This window comes from Nocardiopsis sp. NPDC006938 (assembly GCF_042869555.1).
GTDB lineage: Bacteria > Actinomycetota > Actinomycetes > Streptosporangiales > Streptosporangiaceae > Nocardiopsis.
Map to the genome: position 1 here is coordinate 149,127 of NZ_JBIAGA010000005.1, position 12,890 is coordinate 162,016.

9 protein-coding genes are annotated in these 12,890 nt (G+C 69.7%); 7 read left to right on the forward strand and 2 right to left on the reverse strand.

The features are described 5' to 3' along the window. Window positions 1-10 precede the first annotated feature (10 nt). Window positions 11-436 (forward strand): ABATE domain-containing protein, encoded by a 426-nt coding sequence (locus ACFYL4_RS10115; RefSeq protein WP_387517991.1) that lies wholly within the window; start codon window positions 11-13, stop codon window positions 434-436. 55 nt (window positions 437-491) lie between these two features. Here ACFYL4_RS10115 and ACFYL4_RS10120 read toward each other — a convergent pair whose 3' ends face one another. Next, a complete protein-coding gene (locus ACFYL4_RS10120) occupies window positions 492-1,685 on the reverse strand; it encodes a glycosyltransferase family 4 protein (protein ID WP_357763178.1) in 1,194 nt (397 codons plus the stop codon). Window positions 1,686-1,909: 224 nt separating this feature from the next. Continuing rightward, the gene (locus ACFYL4_RS10125) at window positions 1,910-2,749 is read right to left on the reverse strand and encodes a PAC2 family protein (RefSeq protein ID WP_357763175.1); all 840 of its coding nucleotides are present in this window, start codon (window positions 2,747-2,749) and stop codon (window positions 1,910-1,912) included. A 304-nt stretch (window positions 2,750-3,053) separates the two neighbouring features. Between ACFYL4_RS10125 and metH the strand changes: the two genes are divergently transcribed. The 6 genes from metH (at window position 3,054) to ACFYL4_RS10155 (ending at window position 12,868) form a co-directional block, all read left to right on the forward strand. Beyond that, window positions 3,054-6,527: a methionine synthase gene (metH, locus tag ACFYL4_RS10130; RefSeq protein WP_387517993.1), complete on the forward strand. Its 3,474-nt coding sequence runs from the start codon at window positions 3,054-3,056 to the stop codon at window positions 6,525-6,527. 83 nt (window positions 6,528-6,610) lie between these two features. Then, window positions 6,611-7,330: an HAD family hydrolase gene (locus ACFYL4_RS10135; RefSeq protein ID WP_387517995.1), complete on the forward strand. Its 720-nt coding sequence runs from the start codon at window positions 6,611-6,613 to the stop codon at window positions 7,328-7,330. A 218-nt stretch (window positions 7,331-7,548) separates the two neighbouring features. After that, entirely contained in the window at window positions 7,549-8,055 is a 507-nt protein-coding gene (locus ACFYL4_RS10140) for a cellulose synthase (RefSeq protein WP_357770036.1), read from the forward strand. A gap of 824 nt (window positions 8,056-8,879) precedes the next feature. After that, entirely contained in the window at window positions 8,880-9,911 is a 1,032-nt protein-coding gene (locus ACFYL4_RS10145; RefSeq protein ID WP_357770035.1) for an ABC transporter permease, read from the forward strand. Between the two features lie 97 nt (window positions 9,912-10,008). Further along, complete coding sequence (locus tag ACFYL4_RS10150) at window positions 10,009-11,760, forward strand: ABC transporter substrate-binding protein (protein ID WP_357770034.1); 1,752 nt, start codon at window positions 10,009-10,011, stop codon at window positions 11,758-11,760. Window positions 11,761-11,854: 94 nt separating this feature from the next. Next, window positions 11,855-12,868: an ABC transporter permease gene (locus tag ACFYL4_RS10155; RefSeq protein ID WP_357770033.1), complete on the forward strand. Its 1,014-nt coding sequence runs from the start codon at window positions 11,855-11,857 to the stop codon at window positions 12,866-12,868. Window positions 12,869-12,890 lie beyond the last annotated feature (22 nt).

Consider the following 12,890-nt stretch of genomic DNA (forward strand, 5'->3'; position numbering starts at 1 on the left):
GATGGCGCCCATGACCACGACCACGACCAGTACCCCCACCCGGCCCAGCGCCGCCGCGGAGCTCATCGCCGACTTCGTCTCGACCGGCGGCCGCCTCACCGACCGAGCCGACCTGGCCCGGTTCCTGCGGGAGCACCGACTCGTCACCGAGGGCGCCATCCCCATCACCCTGGCCGACCTCGACGAGGCCATCACCCTGCGCGACGGAATCCGCGCGCTGCTCGACCGCGACCCCGACCCCGACCCCGAGACCCTGGCCCGCGCCCAGAAGGTCCTGGACGGCCTGCGCGTCACCGTGCGACTCGAACCGGCCGAGCAGGCCGAGTCCCCCCTCGCCCCGGCCGTCGTCGACGAGGTCCGTCGTGGGCTCGCCCGCGTCGCCGGAGCCTGGGCGGCCGTCGTGGCCACGGGGGAGTGGCGCCGCCTGCGCCTGTGACACCCGCCCGCGCGTGCCCCTCCCGGGTCACGCGCGGGCCCGTCACGCGGGGCGCTCAGCCAAGGAGCGCGGCCAGCGGCCCGCGGCGGCGTTCGGCCTGACGCCGCGCCAGGAACCCCTCCCACCGCGCGGTGACGTCCTCCAGACGGTAGCCGGAGGCCGAGTCCAGCGCCCCGGCGCCCATGCGGTGGCGCTCCTCCCGGTCCGCCACCAGGCGGTTGAGCGCGGCGCCCAGGGCCCCGACGTCCTGCGGTGGTACCAGGAGGCCGTTGCGGCCGTGGTCGATGATCTCCCTGGGGCCGTGCGGGCAGTCGAAGCTCACCACGGGGACCCCCACCGAGAAGGCCTCGATGATGGTCATCCCGAATCCCTCCACCCGTGAACTCACCGCCAGCAACGAGGCCTTGGAGAGCTCCCCGAGCATGTCGGTGGTCCGGCCCATGAGGCCCACGTGGTCCTCCAGGCCCAGGCGCCGCACGGTCGCACGCAGCTCCTCGTCCCGGTCGCCGCCGCCGTGGATGTGCAGCCGCCATTCCGGGTGCTCCGCCACCACGTGCGAGAACGCCTCTACGAGCATCGGATACTGCTTGACCGGGGAGAAGCGCCCGGCGGCGGCGATCACCGGTTCGTCCAGCGTGGACCGGGCAGGCTCGCCCGGCTCCAGCGCGTTGGGCAGCGCCGTCAGCCACCCCTCGGGGGAGCCGAGAAGGCCCTCGTAGGCGATCCGGTCGGTTTCGGTGAGCACGCCCAGACCGCCCAGTTTCGGGTACGCGCGCGTGATGGCCGCGCGCACCTCCGGCTTGTGCTCGTCCAGGTTGAGGTGTTCCTGACCGATGGTCAGTACGCGTCGCGGCGCCCACGCGGCCAGGAGCAGGTTGATCCCGGGGCGCGTCCCGATCACCACGTCCGCGCGGGTGGTGCGCAGGTACTCGCGCAACCCGGTGACGGCCTCCGGGGTGAAGTTCTTGTTGCGGCGCCGCTCGGCCTCGGGCACGATCAGCCGCGCCCGTCGGTGCCAGTGGTCCATGACCCGCTTTCTCGGGACTCTGACCCGCGATTCGTCGGTGTCGTCGCTCAGCGGTACCAGGCGCACGTTGTCGGCGGGGACGAAGAACGGCTGGCGCCTCTTGCGCACCAGGCTCACGATCTCCACCTCGTGGCGTTCCGACAGTCCCCGCGCCAGGTTGTGCACCGTCCGTACCGTGCCCCCCATGGCATAGCCGTTGGCGATGACGAAGGCGATCCTCACAAGCAGCCCCAGATCCCGCCCCGCGCGGTCGGGACGGGCACTTGTCCCAGGCATCGGAGGACGGCGGCCCCACCCGGCCCCGGAGCACGCGTACCCCCGTACCGCGCGCCCCGGGCCCCGGCCCTGTGTCACCCCGATCCGCGAGCCATCCATCGCAACGTAGCCACATCGGCCTAAAGGCGAGGTAACGGAAAACCGGAACATCGGGACCGGACCGGGTCACCTCACCCGTCGTCGCGGCGGCGCAGGTAGCGCTCGAACTCCTGGGCGATGGCGTCACCGGTGGCCTCGGGAAGCTCCACGGTGTCCTTGGCCTCCTCCAGCCCGCGCACGTAGGCGGCGATGTCCTCGTCCTCGGAGGTGAGGTCGTTGACACCCGCCTCCCAGGACACCGACTCCTCCGGCAGCGCTCCCAGCGGCACCTCGGTCTCCGCGAAGTCCTGGACCCAGCCGAGCAGGGCCAGGGCGGCCTTCGGGCAGGGCGGCTGCGCCACGTAGTGCGGGATGGCCGCCCAGAGCGACACCGTCTCCACACCCACGGAGCTGAACGCCTCGTGCACCGCCCCCACGATCCCGGTCGGCCCCGAGTAGTTGGCCAACTCCAACCCGTGCCGGGTCCCGAGCTCCGGTGGGGAGCTCATCCCGGTCACCGGGATGGGCCGGGTGTGCGGGGCGTCGGCCAGCAGCGAACCCAGGATCACGGCACGCCTGACACCCAGCTCACGCGCGACGGCGAGCAGGTCGGCCGTGAAGGAGCGCCAGCGCATGTTGGGCTCGGGGCCGCTGACCAGGACGACGTCGCGGCGTGAGCCCGGGGGGCGGACCACCCGGACACGGGTGGTGGGCCACTCCATCTCGGTCAGTCGGCCCTCGGTCACCGTCATCCTGGGCCGGGTGACCTGGAAGTCGTAGTAGTCGTCCGGTGCCAGCGCGCACAGTTCGGTGGAATCCCACTGTTCGTTCAGGTGCGCCACCGCGAGGCTCGCGGCCTCACCCGCGTCGTTCCACCCCTCGAACGCCGCCACCATCACCGGCTCGACGAGCTCGCGGTCGAGCTGGATCATGGACGGCCCCTTCCTGGACGCGGACGCACACCACCCTACGGGGTGGCACGGCGGGCGGGAAACCGTTGACGCGGGACCGCCGACTCCCGCCCCGTCCACCACAGTGGGACGCCTGTCTCACGTGGCGAAACGCCGATGGGGTAGCCTCGCGACCAGCGACTGACCAAGGACACCGCCGTCCCCGGAAACGCCGACCCCGCTCCTGCCCGCGCCCGCGGGTCGCCCCAGCACCACACGTCTCCGTGCCCAGTGTCACCGGGACTGAGCTGGGCCCCGCCGCGCCCCGAGACTAGAGTTGCTGAACATGAGAGATCGACGGACATTCCGTGAAGCACTGTCCCAGCGAGTAGTCGTCGCGGACGGGGCGATGGGCACCATGTTGCAGGCGCACGATCTCGACCTCGACCAGTTCGAGGGCCACGAGGGCCTCAACGACATCCTCAACCTGACCCGGCCCGACATCGTCCGGGACACCCACGCCGCCTTCTTCGAGGTGGGCTCCGACTGTGTGGAGACCAACACGTTCTCCGCCAACTACGGAGGCCTCTACGAGTACGGCATCGAGGACCGCACCTACGAGATCGCCGAGGCCGGTGCGCGTATCGCCCGCGAGGCGGCCGACGCCTACAGCACGCCCGACCAGCCCCGCTACGTCCTCGGGTCGGTCGGGCCCGGCACCCGCCTGCCGACCCTGGGGCACGCGCCCTACACGTTCCTGCGCGACTACTACGAGCAGTCCGCGCGCGGCCTGATCGACGGCGGCTCGGACGCCATCCTGATCGAGACCTGCCAGGACCTGCTCCAGGTCAAGGCCGCCGTGGTCGGCGCCAAGCGCGCCCGCGCGGCCCTGGGCCGGGACGTGCCCGTCATCGCCCAGGTGAGCATCGAGACCAACGGCACCATGCTGATGGGTTCGGAGATCGGCGCGGCCCTCACCTCGCTGGCCCCGCTGGGCATCGACGTGATCGGCCTCAACTGCTCCACCGGCCCCGCCGAGATGAGCGAGCACCTGCGCTACCTGTCGCACCACTCGCCCATCCCCATCTCCTGCATGCCCAACGCGGGCCTGCCCGAACTGGGCCCCCACGGCGCCGTCTACAACCTTTCCCCCGAGGAGCTGACCGACGCCCACGACGCCTTCACCTCCGAGTTCGGGCTGAACCTGGTGGGGGGCTGTTGCGGCACCACCCCCGAACACCTGCGCCAGGTAGCCGAGCGGGTCCAGGGCCGCGGGCTGAGGAACCGCAAACCGCTGGTCGAGGCCGCCGCGTCCTCGCTGTACCAGAGCGTCCCCTTCCGTCAGGACTCCAGTTACCTCGCGGTCGGCGAGCGCACCAACGCCAACGGCTCCAAGAAGTTCCGCGAGGCCATGCTGGCCGAGGACTGGGACGCCTGCGTCGAGATCGCCCGCGACCAGATTCGCGACGGCGCCCACGTACTCGACCTCAACATCGACTACGTGGGCCGCGACGGCGTCAGGGACATGCACGCCCTGGCCTCCCGGCTGGCCACCGCCTCCACCCTGCCCCTCATGCTCGACTCCACGGAGCCCGCCGTCCTGGAGGCGGGGCTGGAGGTCCTGGGCGGCCGCGCGGTGGTCAACTCGGTCAACTACGAGGACGGCGACGGCCCCGACTCCCGGTTCACCCGCATCATGGGGCTGGTCCAGGAGCACGGAGCCGCCGTGGTCGGCCTGTGCATCGACGAGGAGGGCCAGGCCCGGACCGCCGAGTGGAAGGTGCGGGTGGCCAGCCGCCTGATCGACGAGATCACCGGGGACTGGGGGCTACGCACCAGCGACATCGTCATCGACTGTCTCACCTTCCCCATCACCACCGGGCAGGAGGAGACGCGTCGCGACGGCATCGAGACCCTCGACGCCATCCGCGAACTCAAGAACCGCTACCCCGACGTGCAGACCACGCTGGGGCTGTCCAACCTGTCCTTCGGCGTCAACCCGGCCGCCCGCATCGTGCTCAATTCGGTGTTCCTGCACGAGGCGGTGCGGGCCGGCCTGGACTCGGCCATCGTGCACGCCTCCAAGATCGTGCCGATCAACCAGATCCCCGAGGACCAGCGCAGGGTGGCGCTCGACCTGGTGTACGACCGGCGCGAGGGCGACTACGACCCGCTGTCGGAGTTCATCGACATGTTCCAGGGCGTCGACGCCAAGGCCATGAAGGCCTCGCGCGCGGAGGAACTGGCCGCCCTGCCGCTGTGGGAGCGCCTGGAACGGCGGATCATCGACGGTGAACTCGCCGGTATCGAGGCCGACCTCGACGAGGCGCTGGCCGAACGGCCCGCCCTGGCCATCGTCAACGACACCCTGCTCAAGGGCATGAAGACCGTCGGCGAGCTGTTCGGTTCCGGGCAGATGCAGCTGCCCTTCGTCCTCAAGTCCGCCGAGGTCATGAAGAACGCGGTCGCCTACCTCGAACCGCACATGGAGAAGAGCGACGACGACGGCAAGGGCCGCATCGTGCTCGCCACCGTCAAGGGCGACGTCCACGACATCGGTAAGAACCTCGTGGACATCATCCTCTCCAACAACGGCTACGAGGTGGTCAACCTCGGCATCAAGCAGCCGGTCTCGGCGATCCTGGAGGCGGCCGAGGAGAGGAAGGCCGACGTGATCGGCATGTCCGGCCTCCTCGTCAAGTCCACGGTGATCATGAAGGAGAACCTGGAGGAGATGAACTCCCGGGGGCTCTCCGAACGCTTCCCGGTGCTCCTGGGCGGTGCCGCGCTCACCCGTTCCTACGTGGAACAGGACCTGGCCGAGATGTTCGGCGGCGAGGTGCGCTACGCCAAGGACGCCTTCGAGGGCCTGCGGCTAATGGACACCTTCATGGCGGTCAAGCGCGGTGAGGAGGGGGCCAAGCTCCCCGAACTGCGTCAGCGCCGGGTACGGCGCGGCGCCACGCTGAAGGTCACCGAGCCGGAGGAGATGCCCGCCCGCAGCGACGTCTCCACCACCAACCGGGTGCCCGTACCGCCCTTCTGGGGCGACCGCATCAGCAAGGGCATCCCGCTGGCGGACTACGCGGCCTTCCTCGACGAACGCGCGACGTTCATGGGGCAGTGGGGGCTGAAGGCCTCGCGCGGCGGTGAGGGGCCCTCCTACGAGGAGCTGGTGGAGACCGAGGGCCGACCGCGCATGCGGATGTGGCTGGACCGCATCCAGACCGAGGGCCTGCTCGAGGCCGCCGTGGTGCACGGCCACTACCCCTGTTACAGCGAGGGCGACGACCTGGTCGTGCTCGACGAGGACGGGACGACCGAGCGCACCCGCTTCACGTTCCCGCGCCAGCGCCGCGACCGCCACCTGTGCCTGTCGGACTTCTTCCGTCCCAAGGAGTCGGGGGACCTGGACGTGGTCACCTTCCAGGTGGTGACGGTGGGCGCGGCGATCAGCCGGGCCACCGCCGCCCTGTTCGAGAAGAACGCCTACCGCGACTACCTGGAGCTGCACGGCCTGTCGGTGCAGCTCACCGAGGCCCTGGCCGAGTACTGGCACACCCGGGTGCGCGCGGAGCTCGGCTTCGCGGGGGAGGACCCCGCCGAGCTGGACGCGTTCTTCAAGCTCGGGTACCGGGGCGCCCGGTTCTCACTCGGGTACGGGGCCTGCCCGGACCTGGAGGACCGCGCCAAGATCATGCGGCTGCTGGAACCCGAGCGGGTGGGGGTGTCGTTGTCCGAGGAGTTCCAGCTTGTTCCCGAACAGGCCACCGACGCGATCGTCATCCATCACCCGGAGGCGACATACTTCAACGTCTGACCTGCCAGGGCGCGGGCCCCGCCGGACCGGCGGGGCCCGCCCCTTGGGGGTCGGCACCACCGGCCACCGCGCCACGAGTCGAGATGAGCGAATTGAGCACTGTGAGTACCGAACTGACCGAGTCCGCCGTGGCGGTGGAGCGCCGACTCCAGGCGGTGCTGCTGGACATGGACGGCACCCTCATCGAGAGCGAGCACCTGTGGGGGGAGGCCGAGGCCGAGCTCGTCGCCGAGCTGGGCGGTGAGTGGACCGAGGCCGACCACGAGGCCAACGTGGGCAACGCCGCCGAACCGGTGGGCCGCTACATCATCGAGCGGACCGGCGCCGTTCACCTCACCCCGCGCCAGGTGGCCGACACGCTCTACGAGCGCTTCCACGCCAAGCTGGAGCGCGGCGCCGACCTGCGGCCCGGCGCCAAGGAACTCGTGACGATGCTGGCCGAGGCCGGGGTCCCGGCGGTGCTGGTCACCTCCACCGAGCGCTCCCTGGTGGAGACCGCCATCCGCGGCATCGGTCTGGAGCGATTCGTGGACTCGGTCGCCGGGGACGAGGTGGACGCCAACAAGCCCCACCCCGACCCGTACCTGAGAGCCGCGCGTCGCCTGGGCGTGGACCCGAGGCGTTGCGTGGCCGTGGAGGACTCGGCGGTGGGGGTGGCCTCGGCTGCCGACGCCGGGTGCGTCACGGTCGCCGTGCCCAACCACGTGGAGATCGAGCCCCGCGAGGGCGTGGTCTTCCGCGACAGCCTGGTCGGGGTGGACCTGGAGTGGCTGGAGTCGCTGGTGGCCGGCGTCCGGGCCTGAGGGCGCGGCCGCGCGCCGGGGCCGGGCGCACCACCGCGCGCTCCACGCCGCGCCCGCCGGGGCGTGGCCGCAGCGGGCGGTCCCTTGGTGCCGCGCCCGCCCGTGGGTAGCGTGGGAGACACGGACGGGTCGGTCCCCCTCACGCGCGCTCGGCCCGGGCACGCGCCCTAGGGGATCGGCCGGATGTGGGCGCGGGCGCGGGATGGGAGACTGGGCGCATGCCTGAGACTTTGAGTGAGAACGTCGGTGTGGGGCTGGGGGCGGCCCTGACGGCGGTCGGTTTCGTCATCTCCTACTTCGTGTGGCGGAGGAAGGGCGCGGCCTACGGTCTGCGCGGCGTCGCCTGGTCGCTGTTGCCCGTGATCGCGGGACTGCTGCTGCTGATGGACGTGGTGTTGCAGTTCGTCCTCGGCGTGCTCGGCATCCTGCTGACGATGGCCTTCAAGCTCCAGTCGTGGGTCGGCATCGGGCTCGCCGTGCTGATGGTGGTCCTGTACGTGGTCTCGGGCTTCATGAAGTCCAAGGGCATCGGGGTCAAGCCCGGTGCGCGTCCCGAGGACCGGGCCAGGGCCAGGGCCGAGGGTGGGGACGCCTCAGCGCCCGCCGCGGGAGCCGCACCCGCACCGGCCGGTCAGGTGGGCGCGCCCAAGCAGCCCAAGGCCGCCGCGGCCGACGACGACTTCGGTGACATCGAGGCGCTGCTGCGCAAGCGCGGTATCGACTAGGGCGTGTTTTGTGGGTGCTTTCGCCATCTGGTGGCGGAGCCGCCAGCTCCGCGAGCGGCCGCCAGGCCATCTCTCGCAAGACGATGAGCGAAGGTCAGCCCGGGTTTGGCTGTCCGAGCTTCATCGGCGCAGCGAGAGGCAGCCTGGCCACGCGAGCGCGGAATGATCCACTAAACAGGCCCTAGCCGGCCCACGCTCCGACGACGGGGGCGGTCCCGCGTGGCGGGACCGCCCCCGTGTGCGTGCCGGGCCTTCGGCGACCGTGCGCCGGGCGACGCGGCCCGCAGTGGGGGAGTGCTTCCTGTGGCCTGGATCACTTTGTGAAATCGGGTCAATACTTACGGTTTCATAGCACTTGCCATAGGTCCCCTGTACGCGCCTGGTTCGCACCGTTGTGGCCGTATCGTGGGCGGAGGCGTCCGGGCGGTCTTGTGCCAGCTCAGCGCGGGTCGTCCGACGAATGCGTGCTTTGCGTGGTTTGTTGGCTTAAGTGGCCATGTGGGTTGTTTGTTAGTGTTTGTTACGTTTTGGCTACACGGGCAGACTTTGGACGACATGCGTCCAAAGGGCGAGTAAATTGGTCGCTGTGTAACATCCCGGGCGGAAAGTTCCGTGGTCGTGTCCAACCTCTCAACGGTCGGCGCGTCACGGGCCAGTACCGACGAGACGGGCCACCCTCTCGCCCCGTCGGTCCGACGCCCAGCCAGCCAGAGTCGAGAACCGGCAGGCCCCACCGTGAGACCCGGAAGGGTCACCCCCCGAGCGGCTCACGTGTGGGATCGGTCCCCTCGGCCAGAAGCGTATGAGTGGAGAGTGGTGGCCTGATGAGCGCGCCCTCGCATGCCCCTGAGTCGGCCGAGACGGTCGACTCGGTACCCGGCGCCTCGGCCTCGGGTCGCAGCGACGCCGACAATCGGTCCCTGAGGCAGATCGCCTGGCAGCGGCTGCGCCGTGACAAGGTCGCCATGGTCTCCGGCCTGGTCGTGGTCCTGCTCATCCTGGCCGCGATCTTCGCGCCCTTCCTGGTGAAGCTGTTCGGGCACCCGCCCACCCAGTTCAACCAGGACCTGATCGACCCGAGCCGCCGCGTTCCCTACCTCGACCCGGAGAACCCGGACCTGGGTATCGACCGCTGGGGCGGGATCAGCTCCGAGCACCTGCTGGGCGTCGAGCCCACCACCGGCCGCGACCTGTTCAGCCGCATCCTCTACGGGGCCCAGATCTCCCTGCTGGTCGCCTTCCTGGCCACGCTGGTCTGCGTCGCCCTGGGCACCCTGCTCGGCATCATCGCGGGCTACAAGGGCGGCTGGGTCGACACCGTCATCAGCCGTGCCATGGACATCTTCCTGGCCTTCCCGCTGATGCTGTTCGCGATCGCCCTGGTCGGCGTCATCCCCGACGGCGTCCTCGGCCTGTCCGGCAACGGTCTGCGGATCGGCGTCATCGTCTTCATCATCGGGTTCTTCAACTGGCCCTACATCGCCCGCATCGTCCGCGGACAGACACTCGCCCTGCGCGAGCGCGAGTTCGTCGAGGCGGCCAAGAGCCTCGGCGCCAGCAACCGGCACATCCTCTTCAAGGAGATCCTGCCGAACCTGGTCACGCCGATCATCGTCTACTCCACGCTCCTGATCCCCACGAACATCCTGTTCGAGGCGGCTCTGAGCTTCCTCGGCGTCGGCATCAACCCGCCCACCCCGAGCTGGGGCAAGATGCTCTCCGAAGCGGTGCCCTTCTACCAGACGGCGCCCTACTTCATCATCTTCCCCGGTCTGGCCATCTTCATCACCGTTCTGGCGTTCAACCTCTTCGGTGACGGCCTGCGCGACGCCTTCGACCCCCGGACCTCGGACTGACCCAACCCCGAGCGGGGAGGCCCGTCTCCCGTCCCCGCCCGGACACCGGTCAACCCATGGTCCGACCATCCCACACCAGGTTCAGAGAGGTACTTCCTTGATGAAGCGCACCCTCGGATTCGTCGCGCTCGGCGCGGCGGCGTCCCTCTTCCTGTCCGCCTGCGGTGGCGCCGCCACCGGTGGCGGCGACTCCGACTCGGCGGGCAGCTTCGACCTCGGCTCGACCGAGGTCGTCAACGCCTCGGACAAGTCGGGCGGCACCCTGAAGTACGCCCTCGCGGCGGACTTCGACTCCACCGACCCGGGCAACACGTACTACGCGTTCAACTGGAACTTCTCCCGTTACTACGCCCGTACGCTCCTCGCCTTCAACCCCGAGCCGGGCGACAAGGCCACCGACCTGATCCCGGACATGGCCGTGGACCTGCCGGAGCCCAACGAGGACTTCACCGAGTGGACCGTCAAGATCCAGGAGGGCCTCAAGTACGAGGACGGCTCCGAGATCACGGCCCAGGACATCAAGTACGGCATCGCCCGCGCCAACTTCAACGGCGGCGTGTTCACCGAGGGCCCGCAGTACTTCAAGGCGCACCTGGACCAGGCGGACCACAACGTCTACGACAACGGTGACGACCCGCTCGCGGGCTTCGACTCCATCGAGACCCCGGACGACTACACGCTGGTCTTCCACCTCAAGGACTCCTTCGCCGAGTTCCCGAACGTGCTCACCCAGCCGCAGACCGCCCCGGTGCCGATCGACGCCGACCGTGAGGCCCTGTACCAGGAGAAGGTCGTCTCCTCCGGTCCGTACAAGTTCGACGGCGAGTACGAGCCCGGTGTCGGCCTGAACCTGGAGCGCAACGAGCACTGGGACGGCGACACCGACCCGGTCCGCCAGGCCCTGCCCGACCGCATCGAGGTCGAGCTCGGCGTCGCCCAGGACGAGATCGACGAGCGCCTGCTCAGCGGTGAGATCGACGTGGACCTCGCCGGCACCGGCGTGGGCCCGGCGATGAACGCCCGCCTGCTCGACGACGAGGGCGCCCAGGGCAACCTGGACAACCCGTACTCCGGCGCGCTGCGCTACGTCAACATCCACCTCCCGATCATCGAGGACGTGGCCTGCCGCCAGGCGATCATGTACGCCGCCGACCGCGACAGCATGTGGCGCGCCTGGGGCGGCGCGACCGGTGGCGACCGCGCCACCAGCCTGCTCCCCCCGGCCATCCCCGGCTCGAACACCGACGCGGACCTGTACCCGTCGGACGACCACAAGGGTGACCTGGAGAAGGCCCAGGAGAAGCTCGACGAGTGCGGCGAGTCCGACGGCTTCAAGACCAACATCGCGGTCCGCACCGAGCGCGAGAAGGACGTCCAGACCGCCGAGGCGCTCCAGCAGTCCCTGGCCCGTGTCGGCATCGACGTCGAGATCAAGTCGTTCCCGTCCGGGGACTTCTTCGGCCAGTACGCCGGTTCGCAGGACTACGTCCGTGAGAACAACATCGGTCTGAGCGTCTCGGGCTGGGGCCCGGACTGGCCGAGCGGCTACGGCTTCGCCTCCAAGATCACGCACGGCGACGCGATCATGGAGACCGGTAACTTCAACACCTCCGAGCTGGACGACCCCGAGATCAACGGTCTGTGGGACGAGGCCCTCAAGACCGAGGACCCGGAGGAGCGCGCCGACCTCTACGGCAAGATCGACACCCTCGTCATGGAGAACGCCGCCATCCTGCCGGTGGTCTTCGACAAGACGCTGATCTACCGCTCCGACGAGCTCACCAACGCCTACTACCACCCCGCGTACATGATGTACGACTTCATGGCGCTGGGCGTCGACCGGGGCTAGGTCCCGAAGTACCAGCCTGAACTAGTACGAGAAGGCAGGTGAAAGCGGCGGGGAGCCCGAGGCGATCCCTCGGGTGTCCCCGCCGCCGACCGCGATGCTGAATTATGTTCTCCGCCGCCTTGGTGCGGGTCTCTTGCTTCTCGCCGTCGTCACGGCGGTGACCTTCTGGATCTTCTACGTCCTGCCCAGGTGGGCGGGCGTCACCCCGCACGGCATGGCGGCGATGTACGTGGGCAAGGCGCCCACACCGGAGGCGCTCGACGCCACCGTGGAGCGCCTTGGCCTCGACCAGCCCGTCGCGGTCCAGTTCATCGACTTCATCCGCACGTTGGTGCTCGGCCAGGAGTTCACCTTCGGCCGTGAGACGGTCCAGTGCGCGGCCCCGTGCCTGGGCTACTCCTTCACCACGAACTCTCCGGTGCTGCCGCAGCTCCTCGACCGCCTCCCGGTCACCCTGTCCCTCGGCCTCGGCGCCGCGGTGATCTGGGTCGTCGGCGGCGTGGCCGTCGGGGTGCTTTCCGCCGTCAAGAAGGGCAGCATCTTCGACCGCCTGGCCATGGGCGTCGCCCTCATCGGCGTCTCCCTGCCCATCTACTTCACCGGTCTGCTCGCCCTGGCCTTCCTGGTCCACGAGTGGGGCCTGTTCCCGGTCTCGCGCTACGTGCCGTTCACCGAGAACCCGGTGGCCTGGTTCCAGGTCATGTTCCTTCCCTGGGTGACGCTGGCGTTCCTACACGCCGCCCAGTACGCGCGGCAGACCCGCGCGGGCATGCTGGAGACCCTCAACGAGGACTACATCCGCACCGCCCGGGCCAAGGGCCTGAGCGAGCGCAAGGTGATCTTCAAGCACGCCCTGCGCCCCACCCTCACCCCCATCGTCACCATTCTGGGTCTGGACATCGGCATGGTCCTGGGTGGCGCGATCCTCACCGAGACGGTGTTCTCCCTCAACGGCGTGGGTGCCTACGCGATCACCTCGATCGTGGCCAAGGACCTGCCCGTCGTCCTGGGCGTCACGCTCCTGGGCGCGGTGTTCATCGTCGTCTGCAACCTGATCGTCGACCTCCTGTACCCGGTCGTCGACCCCAGGGTGCGCATCGCCAGGTAGGGCGCGCCGCACTCGCCCCAGC